At 35.8% G+C, this 16,181-nt stretch carries 14 protein-coding genes; 12 read left to right on the top strand and 2 right to left on the bottom strand.

The annotated features are described in order from the left end of the window. Positions 1-8: 8 nt before the first annotated feature. Together ACEN2N_RS15490 and ACEN2N_RS15485 are read left to right on the top strand one after the other, a co-directional pair. Positions 9-1,763, top strand: a complete 1,755-nt coding sequence (locus ACEN2N_RS15490) for a hypothetical protein (RefSeq protein ID WP_441825162.1) — start codon at positions 9-11, stop codon at positions 1,761-1,763. Between the two features lie 57 nt (positions 1,764-1,820). Further along, positions 1,821-3,356, top strand: coding sequence for a YifB family Mg chelatase-like AAA ATPase (locus ACEN2N_RS15485; RefSeq protein WP_441825161.1), 1,536 nt, complete (start codon positions 1,821-1,823; stop codon positions 3,354-3,356). Positions 3,357-3,383: 27 nt separating this feature from the next. On the opposite strand, the gene ACEN2N_RS15480 is transcribed toward ACEN2N_RS15485, so the two are convergent. Both ACEN2N_RS15480 and ACEN2N_RS15475 read right to left on the bottom strand, forming a co-directional pair. Then, positions 3,384-3,947 (bottom strand): hypothetical protein, encoded by a 564-nt coding sequence (locus ACEN2N_RS15480; protein ID WP_423999259.1) that lies wholly within the window; start codon positions 3,945-3,947, stop codon positions 3,384-3,386. A 10-nt stretch (positions 3,948-3,957) separates the two neighbouring features. Next, complete coding sequence (locus ACEN2N_RS15475; RefSeq protein ID WP_133687347.1) at positions 3,958-4,404, bottom strand: hypothetical protein; 447 nt, start codon at positions 4,402-4,404, stop codon at positions 3,958-3,960. Positions 4,405-4,618: 214 nt separating this feature from the next. Here ACEN2N_RS15475 and ACEN2N_RS15470 point away from each other — a divergent pair, with 214 nt between their 5' ends. The 10 genes from ACEN2N_RS15470 (at position 4,619) to ilvA (ending at position 16,135) form a co-directional block, all read left to right on the top strand. Continuing rightward, positions 4,619-5,812 (top strand): Nramp family divalent metal transporter, encoded by a 1,194-nt coding sequence (locus ACEN2N_RS15470; protein WP_441825160.1) that lies wholly within the window; start codon positions 4,619-4,621, stop codon positions 5,810-5,812. Next, a complete protein-coding gene (gene pxpA, locus ACEN2N_RS15465; RefSeq protein ID WP_441825159.1) occupies positions 5,813-6,553 on the top strand; it encodes a 5-oxoprolinase subunit PxpA in 741 nt (246 codons plus the stop codon). Next, positions 6,553-7,290: a 5-oxoprolinase subunit PxpB gene (gene pxpB / locus ACEN2N_RS15460; RefSeq protein WP_441825158.1), complete on the top strand. Its 738-nt coding sequence runs from the start codon at positions 6,553-6,555 to the stop codon at positions 7,288-7,290. Before pxpA ends, pxpB begins: the two co-directional genes overlap by 1 nt. Continuing rightward, the gene (locus tag ACEN2N_RS15455) at positions 7,283-8,122 is read left to right on the top strand and encodes a biotin-dependent carboxyltransferase family protein (RefSeq protein ID WP_441825157.1); all 840 of its coding nucleotides are present in this window, start codon (positions 7,283-7,285) and stop codon (positions 8,120-8,122) included. Before pxpB ends, ACEN2N_RS15455 begins: the two co-directional genes overlap by 8 nt. A gap of 392 nt (positions 8,123-8,514) precedes the next feature. Further along, positions 8,515-10,191, top strand: a complete 1,677-nt coding sequence (gene ilvD / locus ACEN2N_RS15450; RefSeq protein WP_423999269.1) for a dihydroxy-acid dehydratase — start codon at positions 8,515-8,517, stop codon at positions 10,189-10,191. Positions 10,192-10,284: 93 nt separating this feature from the next. Next, the gene (ilvB, locus tag ACEN2N_RS15445) at positions 10,285-12,018 is read left to right on the top strand and encodes a biosynthetic-type acetolactate synthase large subunit (protein ID WP_441825156.1); all 1,734 of its coding nucleotides are present in this window, start codon (positions 10,285-10,287) and stop codon (positions 12,016-12,018) included. Positions 12,019-12,039: 21 nt separating this feature from the next. Beyond that, the gene (locus ACEN2N_RS15440; protein ID WP_441825155.1) at positions 12,040-12,618 is read left to right on the top strand and encodes an O-methyltransferase; all 579 of its coding nucleotides are present in this window, start codon (positions 12,040-12,042) and stop codon (positions 12,616-12,618) included. A 64-nt stretch (positions 12,619-12,682) separates the two neighbouring features. Then, entirely contained in the window at positions 12,683-13,201 is a 519-nt protein-coding gene (ilvN, locus tag ACEN2N_RS15435; RefSeq protein WP_423999275.1) for an acetolactate synthase small subunit, read from the top strand. 39 nt (positions 13,202-13,240) lie between these two features. Next, entirely contained in the window at positions 13,241-14,716 is a 1,476-nt protein-coding gene (ilvC, locus tag ACEN2N_RS15430; RefSeq protein WP_441825154.1) for a ketol-acid reductoisomerase, read from the top strand. 153 nt (positions 14,717-14,869) lie between these two features. After that, positions 14,870-16,135: a threonine ammonia-lyase IlvA gene (ilvA, locus tag ACEN2N_RS15425; RefSeq protein WP_441825153.1), complete on the top strand. Its 1,266-nt coding sequence runs from the start codon at positions 14,870-14,872 to the stop codon at positions 16,133-16,135. The last annotated feature ends 46 nt before the right edge of the window (positions 16,136-16,181 follow it).

Raw genomic sequence — 16,181 nt, 5'->3', positions numbered from 1 at the left:
ATTTAGATATGAAAAAAATAATTAGTTTAATAACATTCGTTGTAATTCATTTTACATATTTACAGATGAATTCGCAAGGTACGGCAACTAATATTGTTAAAAATAATATGCTGGTTCCACATCAAGAACAAGTATTTGTACATGCTAATTCTAGATTGGCTTTTGTGGGGGAATATATTTACTACTCCATTTATTGCTTAAAAGATAATACAGGGGTACTGAGTGATGTTAGTAAAATTGCCTATTTAAAATTAGTTAACGAAAATCAAGAAATCGTTTTAAATCAAAAAATAAAGCTGATTAATGGTAAGGGGAATAGTAACTTTTTTATACCCTCAACAATAGCTTCAGGAAATTATAAGTTAATAGCCTATACTCAGTGGATGCTTAATAATGGGCATAATTACTTTTATAATATTGACATCACTGTGTTGAACCCATATACGAGTGACCAAGCTGTATTTAGAGGCAAGAGTACTGAATTGTCAGAAAACTCCATTAATGTGCCGAAGCAAAATACAAGTAATACTATTGGTAATGCACCTTTGAAACTAGAGCTAGACCAAACTAGTTTTTCAACGCGTCAGCCTATAAATTTAGCAATTGAATCGAAATCTTCAGCTGGTTTAGGTAGTTACTCAATTTCAGTTCGTAAATTGGATGAGCTTGAAACAAAGAATAGTGTGACTACTGTCGATTATAAGAAAGTATATCCACAAAAAAATAAAATTGATACTATTATTTTACCAGAATTAAGGGGAGAGTTATTTGTTGGTGAAATATCGAGTACTAGTGATTCAATATCCATTCAGAATAAAACTGTAGGTCTTTCGTTTCCAGGAGAGGATTATCTTTTTAAAATAGCAACGACAGATAAGGATGGGCGTTTTTATACCAGTGTTGCTGAAGATTATACTACCGAAGATGTTTATGCTCAGGTAATTGATGAAACACCTGAGAATTATGAAATCGGACTGCAAACAGAAACTGATTTAAATTTGTCGAATTTAAAATTTGATAAATTTTATATCATTAGAGATATGGAAAATATAATTCAAGAACGGAGTATATTCAACCAAATAGAGAATGCATATTATAGTAGTAAGCCAGATACTATACTAATTGGTAAATCTAATAAAAGGTTTTATGGTGAGGGTACTATGAATTATGTGCTTGATGAGTATACAAGGTTTTCTTCAATTAAGGAAACTTTCGTTGAGGTGGTCGAACATGTTTGGATACAGCAAAATAGAGAAGGCGAAAATGAATTTCATGTACGCCCACTTTTACCATACATTGACACAGGTAAGTTGCCTTTGGTATTTATAGATGGCATTTTAGTTCAAGACCATGATAGACTAATTAATCTTTCTTCTGCTCAGGTAGCATTTATAAATATTTCAAGAAATCAACATTTTTATGGTACCAAGGCTTTTCAGGGTGTGGTGGACGTAATGACATTTAAAGCAAATTATTTTGAGAATTATTATAACTCAAATGTGTTGACTCAAAAATTATTTAAGCCTAGAGAGAATAAAAATTACTATCAACAATCGTATAATGGTAGTTTTACTGAAAAGTATGCACGTTTGCCAGATTTTAGATATCAGCTAGTTTGGTTGCCATCTTTTAAAATGACCGAAAAAGTGGAGCATATTGAATTTTACAGTTCTGATATCACTGGTGAATTCGAGGTTTCTTTAGAAGGTTTTACAGACCAAGGTACTCCTGTTTCTTTAAAAAAGAAATTCACGGTTAATTAGTATGGTTGAAACCTTTGTAATAAAAACGTTACATTTAAAAACCTAAAAGGTTTTAGAATGCTTACAAAAGTTTACGGGAGTGCAGTATTTGGCGTGGAGGCAACAACAATAATTGTTGAAGTAAATATTGATAAGGGAATCGGTTATCATTTAGTAGGGTTGCCCGACAATGCTATTAAAGAAAGTAATTATAGAATAGCAGCTGCATTACAGAATAACGGTTATAAAATTCCCGGTAAAAAAATCACTATAAATATGGCGCCTGCAGATCTTCGAAAAGAAGGTTCTGCGTATGATCTTACCTTGGCCATCGGAATTTTAGCGGCATCTAGTCAAATAAAATCTGAAGATATTGAGAAGTATATCATCATGGGCGAACTGTCTTTAGATGGTAGCTTACAACCTATAACTGGTGCACTACCAATTGCTATAAAAGCGCAACAAGAAGGATTTACCGGATTTATTTTACCAACGGCAAATGCAAAAGAAGCTGCTATTGTTGGAGATTTGAAAGTTTACGGCATAGATAATATCAAACAAGTTTTAGATTTCTTTGATCAAGGCACACCGCTTGAGCAGACTATAATTGATACAAGAGAAGAATTTTATAAGAATTTAGATTTCCCAGAATTTGATTTTTCAGATGTTAAGGGACAAGAAAGTATTAAGCGCTGTATGGAGATTGCAGCAGCAGGCGGACATAATATTATATTAATTGGTCCACCAGGTGCTGGTAAAACTATGTTAGCTAAGCGTTTACCTTCTATTTTACCACCAATGACTTTGCATGAAGCTTTGGAAACCACTAAAATACATAGTGTAGTTGGTAAAATCAAGAATATGGGATTAATGAGTCAACGACCATTTAGAAGTCCCCACCACACAATTTCAGATGTTGCTTTGGTTGGCGGAGGTTCATACCCACAACCGGGAGAAATATCTCTTTCTCATAACGGAGTGTTATTCTTAGATGAGCTGCCAGAATTTAAACGTGGTGTTTTAGAAGTTATGCGCCAACCGTTAGAAGATAGAGAGGTGACAATTTCTCGAGCTCGTTTTACCGTAACTTACCCAAGTAGTTTTATGTTAGTGGCTAGTATGAACCCTAGTCCGGGTGGGTATTTCAATGACCCCGATGCTCCCGTAACTTCATCACCTGCAGAAATGCAAAGGTATTTGAGTAAAATATCTGGTCCGCTTTTGGATCGTATCGATATTCATATTGAGGTTACCCCGGTTCCGTTTGAAAAGTTATCCGAAGAAAGAAAAGGTGAGGGCAGTGTTGATATAAGAAAGCGGGTCACTGCAGCAAGAGAATTGCAAACTGCTAGATTTGAAGCAATGGCGAATGTGCACTACAATGCTCAAATGAATACGAAACAGATTCGTCAATATTGTAAGTTGGACGATAAGTCTAAAGCCTTGTTGAAAAATGCAATGGAGCGTTTAAATCTATCGGCTCGTGCGTATGATAGAATTCTAAAGGTGGCAAGAACTATTGCTGATTTAGCCGATGAGACGGAATTGAACGGAGATCATATTTCAGAAGCCATTCAATATCGATCACTCGACAGAGAGGGTTGGTTGGGGTAAAATCTTCTATTGTAATGAGATATTCATTTAAGAATATAACTCCTCATTATTAATATCGTCTTCGTTATTTTTTGGAGCCGTAAAAATATCTTTAAGTATGTAACTGGTTACAATGGTAAGACCAAGTGTAAGGGTCGGTATTGCGTAATCCCATGTTAAAAGCTTCATGAGACCACCACAGATTAGGGTAATTACACCAATTACCATTACGAAATTCCAGATAATTTCGGTGGTACTATTCTTAACACCATCTTCTTTAGACATAAAGTAAGAGGTGCCTTCCATCGCAAACCATGCAATGAAAGTAAATGCGGTACCGATTTGAAAAAATAGGGTATGGGTAAAATCTAAAATGGTTAATAGTCCGTTGGTCGTCCAAAAAAGTACCAATGCCATTTTAATTAAATCGACGGTCTTTTTTTCTTCCTTTTTCAAAAAGCGCAATCCATATAGAATAAGAATCGCTGCAAAGGAGATGAAAATTATTCCTTTAGAAAACGGCCAGTCAAGTATTCGCATCACCATACCTATTAAAAGGCTGGCTATTGCTGCTCTAATCGGATTTCTAAATGCTTTTTTAGAATTTTCCATATCTGGTTTTTTAATTAATAACTTTAATGTTGGCTTTTAGACCTTGCATTATTCCGATGATATTGTTTACGGTTTCATTTAGGTAATACCGTACTACGATATGCGGAATTCTAATGGTTGTAAATCCATTTTTAAAGGAGTGCATCGCTTCTTCTAAATTATTGATAGCCTCATGTTCGGTCAGCTTATCATATTCAGAGTCAATTTCAATATTAAGTTTTACACGAGAAATGGCGATATCGATAGATTTTTTACCATCCCACCATTCTAACATGGGGTTTACACCAGCTTCTTTCAGCGCATAATAAAGCTGAATAGCTTCTAAGGGTGTGTTGTGTTTATTGATCAATAACTTAATACGTTCATGGTGCTTCATGCAAAGCTCTACGCCAGCACTCTCCATTGCATTTTTGTGATCTAAATAACCGAGTTCTTTGTTACATTCTAAGCAAATCATTAATAGGTTAAGTTTAAGGTTTGGGGATAGCTATAACCCTGTTATTTTTGGATTAGTATGTAATCTCGATGAATGACATCCAAGTTTTAGACGAACTGCATTTTTTTAGATAAACTGCATTTTGAAATGTTAAAATTGTGGTGAAATTGATTCTGGGTATGGTGAGAAAATTCAGATTATCCAATTATATTTACCAGAACGATAATTTTACTAGATGTTTAAGAAATTAGGTCCGGGTGTACTGGTAGCCGCAGCGTTTATTGGTCCTGGTACGGTTACGGCATGTACCTTGGCAGGAGTCAATTTTGGATTTAGTTTACTGTGGGCCATGTTGTTATCTATCATAGCAACCTATATTCTTCAAGAAATGTCTGCCCGTTTAGGTATCGTAACCCAGAAGGGATTGGCAGATGTTATCAAACAAGAACTGCATAACCCTTGGATTCGTAATAGTGTCATAGCGCTTATCTTTTCTGCCATTATAATAGGTAATGCCTCTTATGAAGCGGGTAATATAGGTGGCGCTACTTTGGGTATGGAAGCTTTATTTGGTATGACCTATAGTAATCTGTACCCTTTAATATTGGGTGGTTTGGCTTTCATATTATTATACTTGGGTAGTTATAAGTCTTTGGAGAAGGTATTTATAGTACTTGTACTTGTCATGAGTTTATCGTTTGTAATGACGGCTATTTTAACAAAGCCGGATATATGGGAACTTATTAAAGGGCTATTAATACCGACCATACCTGAGAAGAGCATTTTAACCATAATTGCTTTGGTGGGTACTACGGTAGTACCATATAATCTTTTTCTACATGCTGCATTGGTAAGTGAGAAATGGAAATCTAAAGACGATTTAAAATTAGCTAAGCGAGATACACTAGTTTCAATTATTTTAGGCGGACTCGTTTCTGTCAGTATAATTATATCTGCTGCTGCCATCAATTCTGAGGACGTTAATAATGTTATGGATATGGCAAAGGCTTTAGAACCTTTATATGGTACTGCGGCTTTGTATTTTTTAGGAATAGGGATGTTTGCTGCTGGGATCACCTCTGCGATAACAGCACCTTTAGCTGCTGCCTATGTGGCAAATAGTTGTTTTGGGTGGAATGTAGGCTTTAAAGATGCCAAGTTTAGAATGATATGGATAATGATTCTAATCTTAGGGGTATTCTTTTTATCCTTCGGAATTAAACCTATTGAGATAATAAAATTTGCACAGATTACTAATGGCTTGTTGCTACCTATAATAGCGGTTTTTTTACTATGGGTTGTAAATAGAGCGGGAGTTATGGGAGAATATAAGAATAACATGATGCAGAATATATTCGGAGGATTAATTATTCTGCTTTCTGTTTTATTGGGTGCTAAAAGTATACTAACAGTATTAGGTGTTTTGTAAATGGCGAAAAGAACTATTGATATTAATTGTGATGTAGGGGAAGGTGTAAGGAATGAAGAAGAGTTATTTCCGCTTATTAGTTCTTGTAATATTGCTTGTGGTGGTCACGCCGGTTCTAGAGAGAGTATACTATTCTGTTTAGAGTTAGCAAAGAAGTATAGTGTAAAGGTAGGTGCGCATCCATCATATCCTGATAGGGAAAATTTTGGTCGTGTTTCTATGAATATATCCAGCGCAGCATTAATCCAAAGTATAAAAGAACAATTGCAAATATTTACTGCTTTATGTGATCAGATGCATGTAGCATTGCATCATATAAAACCTCATGGGGCACTTTATAATGATATTGCAAAAGATGAACATCTAGCGAAAACGTTTTTAACTGGTATAGAAGAATTTAAAAAAGGGGTAGTATTATATGTTCCTTATGGTAGTGTCATTCAATCATTGGCATTAGAAAATGGATTTAAAGTTTTAGTTGAAGCCTTCGCAGATAGAAATTATCATACTGATTTAAGTTTGGTTTCTAGAAAAGAGAGCAATGCCCTAATAACTGATGGTAAAGAGGTGCTAAATCATCTATTAACAATGTATAAAGAAAATGAGGTGAAAACGGTTAGTGGAGATAAAATTCCTATTATCGCAAATACCTATTGTATTCATGGCGATACACCGTCGGCATTGCAAATTTTGACGTATATTACAAAGCATCTTTCTGAACATAATTTACAAGTAAAATAGTGAATTCCCCTAAAATACATATCAAGCCATTTGGAGTACATTCCGTCTTAATTGAATGGCCAAACGAGGTAAGTGAGCTCATCTTAGAAAAAATATTACACTTCGAACGGTTTTTAAGCAGAGAGGTGTTTACTAATAAGGAGTGGGAGTTAGTGCCCGCCTATAATTCTCTTTTGTTAATTAATAGGACGAAACAGATTGATTTTGAAAAAATTTCAAATGATATCAATAATTGGTATACACAATTAAAAGAGTCACCGAAGCCTGATCGATACTTATGGCGTTTACCCGTTTCTTATGATGTGGAGTATGCGTTAGATCTTGATGAAGTTTCGAATACTTTACATAAAACAAAAGAAGAAATCATAGCCTTGCATACAGGAGTAACATATACGGTATACGGTATTGGCTTTTTACCAGGGTTTATGTATTTAGGCGGAATACATAAAGATCTAGAATTACCAAGAAAAGCAACACCTAGACCTAAAGTGGTTAAGGGTGCTGTTGGTATTGCAGGTAAGCAGGCAGGTATTTATCCACAAGAATCGCCCGGTGGGTGGAATATTATCGGCAATTGCTCAGTACCCATTTTTGATGCTACGAAAGAGAATCCATGTTTTGTAAGTGTTGGCGATAAAATTGAATTTTATCAAATATCAAAAGCAGAACATAACCTGCATAAAATTGAGGCAGAAGTGGGAATTTACAAACCTGAAAAAATTAAAATAGATGCTTAAAGTTCTAAAAGCAGGTTTTTATACCACAGTACAAGATTCGGGCAGATTTCATTATAGAAACAAAGGAGTACCCGTTTCTGGGGTAATGGACGAAATGTCTGTATTTAAAATAAACTCATTGTTAGAAAACAAAGAGTCTGCTGCCGTGTTAGAAATTACCATGACCGGACCAACGCTTATTTTTGAAGAAGAAACATATATGGCGCTTGGTGGTGCAAAAATGTCTGCAACTATTAATAATCTACCTATTCAGAATTATAAGGTTTATGAGATAAATGTGGGCGATATTTTATCTTTTGGTCGATTAGAAAAGGGCTTTCGGGCTTATCTAGGGGTAAAAGACGGTTTTACTACAAAAGAGGTCTTAGGTAGTAAATCATTTTATAAGCCAATCACAAAGGCAAATAGACTTGCAGATAATGATATGGTTCCTTTTGAAGTGCAAAAGCTTTTTAAACCAAAAATATCAGAAATAAAGGTTTCCTCATTTTTAGATGATTCAGTTTTAGAAGTAGGTAAGGGTCCGGAGTTCGATTTGTTAAATGATAAGCAACTAGAAGGTATTTTTTCTAAAACGTTTACCGTAGCACACGAAAATAATAGAATGGCGTATCAGCTTACCGAGACGATAGAAACGCATTCAATTTCAATGCTGACATCTGCTACGATACCAGGTACCGTACAATTGACACCTGCAGGTAAATTAATGGTGCTCATGAAAGATGGGCAAACTACTGGTGGTTATCCTAGGGTAATTCAATTGACCGATAAATCAATCTGTATTTTGGCTCAAAAAAAAGGAGGGGATTCTATAAGTTTCAAATTGTTGTAGTTTGATGCTTTTTTGAGCGATTTTGTGAATGTATTTTTTGTTATCTATATTTTCACTACTATTGTATCATGAAATTACCGAATTTATTTATTGATGTAGTCATGGTCATTCCTAATCAGGGATGATATAGCTTTTCATTATGTAGAAAAACCTGTATCAGATATATTTGATGCAGGTTTTTTTATGTTTTACGCATAATTAAAGACTGTTTTTGAAGTATTGAATATGGGATAAAACATTGTTTTAAGTGTCTTTAAATCAGTTATTTATGTAGTTTTTCTATAAAGTGAATTTGTATTGTCAATTATTGTTAAAATTAGAAATTTTTATAAACTTTTATCTTTGGTTAAGTAGTACACAATAAATCAAGATAAGCATACGAGAATTATATTATGGAATTGAATAAACATAGTAAAAATGTAACCCAAGATCCAACACAGCCAGCAGCACAGGCAATGCTATATGCTATTGGTTTAACTGAAGAAGATTTAAAGAAACCATTAATAGGTATTGGTAGTACAGGTTATGAGGGAAATCCTTGTAATATGCACTTAAATGATTTAGCCCAAGAGGTAAAAGTTGGTGTCAATAGCAGTGGCTTAATTGGTCTTGTCTTTAATACTATCGGTGTTAGCGATGGTATATCAATGGGTACATATGGTATGCGTTATTCATTACCTTCTCGAGATATTATCGCAGATTCTATGGAAACTGTGGTGCAGGCAATGAATTATGATGGTTTGGTTACTGTTGTTGGTTGCGATAAGAATATGCCGGGTGCACTTATGGCAATGATTCGTTTAAATAGACCTTCTGTCTTAGTTTATGGTGGCACCATAGCTTCAGGTTGTTTTAAAGATAAAACCTTAGATATTGTTTCTGCTTTTGAAGCATGGGGTGAAAAGGTTGCAGGGACTATGAATGAGGAGGATTACAAAGGTGTAATTCAAAACGCTTGCCCTGGTGCAGGTGCTTGTGGTGGTATGTATACAGCTAATACAATGGCATCGGCTATTGAAGCTTTGGGTATGGCAATGCCTTATAACTCTTCTAACCCAGCTATAGGAAAAGATAAGCAGTACGATGCTATAAACTCTGGTAAGGCTTTACGAAACCTTTTAGAGAAAGATATTAAGCCAAGCGATATTATTACCCGTAAATCAATGGAGAATGCTATTCGTTTGCTTACACTTTTAGGGGGCTCTACGAATGCCGTACTACATTTCTTGGCAATTGCTAAAGCTGCAGATGTAGAATTCACCTTAGATGATTTTCAGAAAATTAGTGATACAACGCCATTCTTGGCAGATTTAAAGCCAAGCGGTAAATTTTTAATGGAAGATGTTCACCGTGTTGGTGGTGTGCCTGCCGTTATGAAGTTTATGCTTGAAAACGGAATGTTACATGGCGATTGTCTTACCGTTACTGGTAAAACAATAGCTGAAAATTTAGCTGAGCTTCCAGGTTTATTAGAACATCAGCAAGTTATTAAGCCATTGAGCAATCCTATTAAGGCAACAGGTCACTTACGTATTCTTTATGGCAACCTAGCCACTGAAGGTGCTGTGGCTAAAATTACTGGTAAAGAAGGATTGTATTTCTCTGGTCCGGCTAAAGTCTATAATGACGAGTTTCTTGCTAATGCCGGTATCGGTAGAGGTGAGGTGAAAAAAGGTGATGTTGTGGTTATTCGTTATGAAGGTCCAAAAGGCGGTCCAGGTATGCCAGAAATGTTGAAGCCAACTGCAGCCATAATGGGTGCTGGTCTTGGTAAAGATGTGGCATTGATTACAGATGGTCGTTTCTCAGGTGGTACACATGGTTTCGTAGTAGGTCACGTTTCTCCTGAAGCACAAGAAGGTGGTGCTATCGCACTTCTAGAAAACGGAGACATCATTACCATAGATGCCGAAAAAAATGAAATTTCGGTCAACCTAACGGATGAGCAATTATCTGAAAGAAAAAAGAATTGGAAGCAGCCAGAATTAAAGGTAAAAAGAGGTAGTTTGTATAAATATGCTCGTACAGTTTCTTCTGCCTCTAAAGGTTGTGTAACCGATGAGTTTTAAATAACCGCGCTAGATCTTATTTAGATTCTATGCGAAATATAATATCAGGTATTTGTAACTCTTGAATGCAATGCTTGAATTTGATCATTAATTATGGAAACAGTAAAAGAGAAGAAAAAAGGTACAGATTCCAAGAAAGCTATAAAGATTTCTGGAGCAGAGGCAATAATTCATTGTTTGTTGGCCGAAGGGGTCGAAACAATGTATGGCTACCCAGGTGGTGCTATTATGCCCGTTTATGACGAGCTATATAAATTTCAAGATAAACTAACGCACATACTAACCAGACATGAACAGGGTGCTACACATGCTGCTCAAGGTTATGCTCGTGTTTCTGGTAGAGTCGGGGTTGCTATAGCAACTTCTGGACCTGGAGCGACCAATTTAGTCACTGGTCTTGCCGATGCACAAATAGATTCAACACCTATGGTTTGTATTACTGGGCAAGTTACAAGACATTTATTGGGTACCGATGCTTTTCAAGAAACCGATATTATTGGTATTTCTACCCCGGTAACGAAATGGAACTACCAAATAACCGAAGCTTCTGAAATTCCAGAAGTAATGGCAAAGGCTTTTTATATAGCCAAGTCTGGTAGACCAGGTCCGGTTTTAATTGATATAACGAAGAATGCTCAAATAGACAAGTTCGATTTCACTTATAAAAAATGTACTGGTGTTCGCAGTTATAAGCCGGTTCCAAAACCAGAAATGAGTGCCATACAAGCAGCTGCCGATTTAATCAACAGTGCTAAAAAACCATTTATCGTTTGGGGTCAAGGTGTAATTCTAGGTCAGGCAGAGAAAGAATTAAAAGAATTGGTTGAAAAAGCAAATATACCAGCAGCTTGGACAATTATGGGGGCTTCTGCCTTAGATACAGCTCACCCTTTAAATGTGGGTATGGTAGGTATGCACGGTAATTACGGACCTAACCTAATGACGAACGAATGCGACGTGTTGCTTGCCATAGGTATGCGTTTTGACGATCGTGTAACCGGCAGGTTAGAAGATTATGCAAAACAGGCCAAAGTAATACACTTTGAAATTGACCCTGCTGAGATTAATAAAAATGTGCATGCAGATGTTGCTGTTTTGGGTAATTCAAAAGATACCTTAGGGTTGATTTTGCCATTGGTAAATGAAAATAAGCACGAAGCTTGGCATAACATATTCAAAGAGAAATATAAAATTGAGTACGATACCATTATAAAAAATGATATTCACCCGACTAAAGATGGGTTGACTATGGGTGAGGTGATCGAAGAAATCAATTTGGCTTCAAATAACAAGGCAGTTATTGTGTCTGATGTAGGTCAACATCAAATGATCGCTTGTAGGTACGCCAAATTCTCTCAATCTAAAAGTAATATAACTTCTGGTGGATTAGGGACAATGGGCTTTGCCCTTCCAGCAGCTATTGGTGCCAAAATGGGTGCAATGGATAGGGAAGTGGTTGCAATTATTGGCGATGGTGGTTTTCAAATGACCATTCAAGAATTAGGAGTAATTTTTCAGCATAAGGTTCCTGTTAAAATCGTTGTGTTAAACAATGAGCACTTAGGTATGGTTCGCCAATGGCAAGAATTATTCTTTGAAAAAAGATATGCATCGACGGTTATGGTGAATCCTGATTTTGTAAAAATTGCAGAAGGTTATAGTATTGAGGCAAAAAGAATTTCTGAGCGTAAAGATTTGAAATCTACTATTCAAGAAATGATGGCATCTAAAGAACCCTATTTCTTAGAAGTTAAGGTAGAACAAGAAGATAACGTTTTTCCAATGATACCTTCTGGAGCTTCGGTTTCTGAAGTTAGATTGAAGTAAATAAGGAAAAAGAACCATCTCATGAACGATACTAACATACAAGACATTCCAAAAATTCATACGGAAATTACTCGTAAATCTCAAGAGATCGGGTTCACGATGCCGTCAGACTTGTACGTTGGTAGCTTTCTCAAAACCTTAATAGCATCTAAGCCAAAAGGTAGATTTTTAGAAATTGGTACCGGTATAGGTTTAAGCCTTTCTTGGATGATAGAAGGTATGGATGCTGATTCTAAATTAATATCCGTAGATAATGATGCAGCCTTAATTGCTATTGCTACTAGTTATTTTGGTAGTGATAATAGGGTTGAGGTTATTTGTAAAGATGGTGCCAATTGGATAAATGAATATGCAGGTGCAAAATTCGATTTGATTTTTGCCGATGCTTGGCCTGGTAAGTATAGCGAAATCGATGAGGTTTTAAATTTACTTCATGTTGGCGGATTTTACATCATCGACGATATGACAAAACAACCAAATTGGCCTGATGGTCATGAGGATAATGTGATGAAATTGACAGCGTATTTAGAACAACGAGATGATTTACAACTGACTAAAATGAATTGGTCAACAGGCTTAATTATGGCCGTAAAGAAATAATATAGATTAATTATAATGACACCATAAAATCCTTTTGAATAAAAGGAATAGGTAATTGAAGCTTATGGAAAATAAATGGTTTACAATATCGGTATATTCAGAAAATAATGTTGGATTACTGAATAGAATATCAGGTATATTTTTAAAGAGACATATTAATATAGAGAGTCTAAATGTCTCTAAATCAGAGATTGACGATGTTTCTAAATTTACGATTGTAGCACATACGACCGAAAAGTGGGTGCATAATATTGTGGGTCAGATCGAGAAGCAAATAGAAGTCATAAAAGCATTTTATCATACTGATGATGAAACCATTTATCAAGAATCTGCTTTGTTCAAAATAGCATCAGGCCTTTTATTCGATGAACGTCAAATTCAGAATATTATAAAAGATAACAATGCACAGATCGTCACAGTATCTAGAGACTTTTTTGTAATTGCCAAAAGCGGTAGAAGAAATGAAATCGATGAAATGCACGATCAATTAAAGCCGTACGGCATCATGCAGTTTGTACGCTCTGGCCGTATTTCGGTTACAAAAGATGAAATGAAAATTTCAGCGATACTAAAAGAATTTTAATAAAGAATCATAACAATAATCAAATAAAGTAAATACAAAATGGCCAATTATTTTAATACGCTATCATTAAGGGATAAATTAACGCAACTTGGAAAATGTCGTTTCATGGATTCGGCTGAGTTTGCAGATGGCGTAAATGCTTTAAAAGGCAAAAAAATTGTTATCGTAGGTTGTGGGGCACAAGGGTTGAACCAAGGGTTGAACATGAGAGATTCTGGTTTAGATATTTCTTACACACTACGTGATGCTGCCATAAAAGAGAAAAGACAATCTTTTATCAATGCTTCAGAAAACGGATTTACAGTGGGTACTTATCAAGAATTGATCCCTACTGCCGATGTCGTTATTAACCTTACTCCAGATAAGCAACATACTGCTGTGGTAGGTTCGGTAATGCCTCTAATGAAAAAAGATGCTACACTTTCGTACTCTCACGGTTTTAATATCGTTGAAGAAGGTATGAAAATACGTGAAGATATCACGGTAATTATGGTTGCGCCAAAATGTCCGGGATCAGAAGTACGTGAAGAATATAAAAGAGGTTTCGGTGTACCAACTTTAATAGCGGTTCACCCAGATAATGACCATCAGGGTAAAGGCTTAGAGCAAGCAAAAGCATATGCAGTGGGTACTGGTGGTGATAGAGCTGGTGTATTAATGTCTTCTTTTGTTGCTGAAGTAAAATCAGATTTAATGGGCGAGCAAACTATTCTTTGTGGTTTGTTACAAACAGGTTCTATTCTTTGTTTTGATAAAATGATAGAGAAAGGAATTGACGCTGGTTATGCTTCTAAACTGATTCAATACGGATGGGAAACTATTACTGAAGGAATGAAGTACGGTGGTATTACACATATGATGGACCGTCTTACTAATCCTGCAAAAGTAAAGGCTTTTGAATTATCCGAAGAACTAAAAGATATTATGCGTCCGTTGTTTCAAAAGCATATGGATGATATTATGACTGGTCACTTCTCAAAAACCATGATGGAAGATTGGGCTAATGATGATAAGAATTTATTGACTTGGAGAGCTGCAACAGGTGAAACTGCTTTCGAGAAAACACCTGCTGGTAATCAAGAAATTACAGAGCAAGAATTCTATGATAATGGCGTATTAATGGTTGCTATGGTAAGAGCTGGTGTTGAATTGGCTTTTGAGGCAATGACAGAATCTGGTATCATAGCAGAATCAGCATACTACGAGTCTTTACACGAAACGCCTTTAATTGCAAACACAATTGCTCGTAAGAAATTGTTTGAAATGAACCGTGTTATTTCTGATACAGCTGAATATGGTTGTTATCTTTTTGATCACGCATGTAAGCCTTTATTAACTGACTTTATGAAAGGTATAGATACTGATGTTATCGGTAAAAACTTCTCAGAAGGTATTGATAACGATGTAGATAATGCTCAGTTAATTGCTATAAATAAGGCATTACGTACGCATCCGGTAGAAATCGTTGGTACTCGTTTACGTGAGTCAATGACGGCAATGAAGCCTATCGTATAGAGTTATAATCTTTTATAGATACTGATTGTCCGGTTGAGCGCATTCTAAAAATTACGATTCCAATGTGTATCGTTATTACATAGACTGTCCTTAGGCGGACAATTTAGGTTTCATACAAGTTTATAAATTTTTAAATATTAGAATGCAAATCATATGAAAGGGACGAAGCCGGCTTATTTTCCAAAATTAGATGATGTCTTACAGGCTGCACAGACCATTTCTGAAATTTCAGAGGTAACTCCGTTAACCGAAAGTATTAGGCTTTCTAAACAATATAACTGTCAAGTTCGTTTAAAGCGTGAAGATCTGCAACGCGTTCGATCGTATAAAATTAGAGGTGCCTTCAACAAAATAAGCTCGTTAACCGAAGAAGAACGAGCGAAGGGTGTCATTTGTGCCAGTGCAGGTAATCATGCGCAGGGTGTGGCTTTTGCTTGCTTTCATTTAAAAATTAAAGGGACTATTTATATGCCTTCGGTGACACCAAAGCAAAAAGTAGAACAGACGAAATTATTCGGTGGTGAATGGGTAGAAGTTGTATTAGAGGGTGATACTTTTGATGACGCTTCTTTAGCTGCCAGAATTTATGGGGATAAAACTGGGATGATATTTGTACACCCGTTCGATGACCCTAAAATTATAGAAGGGCAAGCGACTGTTGGTCTTGAGTTGATTTCGCAATCAAAAACACCTATCGATTATCTTTTTGTATGTATTGGTGGTGGTGGTCTAGCATCGGGACTCATTAGTGTTTTTAGTGAGCTTTCGCCTAGTACGAAAATTATTGGTGTTGAACCTAAAGGTGCTCCCTCTATGAAAACATCAATTGAAGCTGGTGAAGTAGTTGCTCTAGATCATATAGACAAGTTTATTGATGGTGCTGCGGTTAAAAAAGTTGGAAATCTAACTTATGCTATCTGTAATTATTATTTGGATAATATGATTACGGTCGACGAAGGCAAGGCATGCCAAACTATTCTGGACCTCTATACTAGAGATGCTATAGTTGTTGAGCCTGCAGGTGCTTTGTCAATTGCAGCTTTAGACGATTATAAGAAAGAAATTGTAGGAAAAAATATTGTGTGTATTATTGGTGGTAGTAATAATGATATTACTAGAACTGCCGAAATTAAAGAGCGTGCACTACTTTATGGGAAACTCAAACATTACTTTATTATTCGTTTTCCTCAGCGACCAGGTGCCTTAAAAGAGTTTGTGGTTGATATTTTAGGACCAAACGATGATATTACCCATTTCGAGTATTCGAAGAAATCGAGTAGAGAGAATGCGCCTGCAGTTGTGGGCATAGAATTAAAGAACCCAGAGGATTTGAAACCTTTAATAGAACGTATGAAATCTAATAATTTCTACGGAGATTATATAAATGATAAGCCAGACTTGTTTGAGTATTTGGTTTAAACTACTTTTAATATTTAAGATACGATTTCTAATTATTTTAGAAATA

Source organism: Maribacter spongiicola (assembly GCF_052119685.1).
GTDB classification, from domain to species: Bacteria; Bacteroidota; Bacteroidia; order Flavobacteriales; family Flavobacteriaceae; genus Maribacter; species Maribacter spongiicola_A.
This window is presented reverse-complemented; position numbering and strand designations above follow the sequence as displayed.

Excerpts from the sequence above, each read along its gene's own strand:
- ACEN2N_RS15485 (WP_441825161.1), top strand. The coding sequence starts at position 1,821 with ATGCTTACAAAAGTTTACGGGAGTGCAGTATTTGGCGTGGAGGCAACA.
- pxpA (WP_441825159.1), top strand. The coding sequence starts at position 5,813 with ATGGCGAAAAGAACTATTGATATTAATTGTGATGTAGGGGAAGGTGTA.
- ACEN2N_RS15470 (WP_441825160.1), top strand. The coding sequence starts at position 4,619 with ATGTTTAAGAAATTAGGTCCGGGTGTACTGGTAGCCGCAGCGTTTATT.
- ilvA (WP_441825153.1), top strand. The coding sequence starts at position 14,870 with ATGAAAGGGACGAAGCCGGCTTATTTTCCAAAATTAGATGATGTCTTA.
- ACEN2N_RS15490 (WP_441825162.1), top strand. The coding sequence starts at position 9 with ATGAAAAAAATAATTAGTTTAATAACATTCGTTGTAATTCATTTTACA.
- ilvN (WP_423999275.1), top strand. The coding sequence starts at position 12,683 with ATGGAAAATAAATGGTTTACAATATCGGTATATTCAGAAAATAATGTT.
- ACEN2N_RS15440 (WP_441825155.1), top strand. The coding sequence starts at position 12,040 with ATGAACGATACTAACATACAAGACATTCCAAAAATTCATACGGAAATT.
- ilvB (WP_441825156.1), top strand. The coding sequence starts at position 10,285 with ATGGAAACAGTAAAAGAGAAGAAAAAAGGTACAGATTCCAAGAAAGCT.
- ilvC (WP_441825154.1), top strand. The coding sequence starts at position 13,241 with ATGGCCAATTATTTTAATACGCTATCATTAAGGGATAAATTAACGCAA.
- ACEN2N_RS15455 (WP_441825157.1), top strand. The coding sequence starts at position 7,283 with ATGCTTAAAGTTCTAAAAGCAGGTTTTTATACCACAGTACAAGATTCG.
- ilvD (WP_423999269.1), top strand. The coding sequence starts at position 8,515 with ATGGAATTGAATAAACATAGTAAAAATGTAACCCAAGATCCAACACAG.
- ACEN2N_RS15475 (WP_133687347.1), bottom strand. The coding sequence starts at position 4,404 with ATGATTTGCTTAGAATGTAACAAAGAACTCGGTTATTTAGATCACAAA.
- ACEN2N_RS15480 (WP_423999259.1), bottom strand. The coding sequence starts at position 3,947 with ATGGAAAATTCTAAAAAAGCATTTAGAAATCCGATTAGAGCAGCAATA.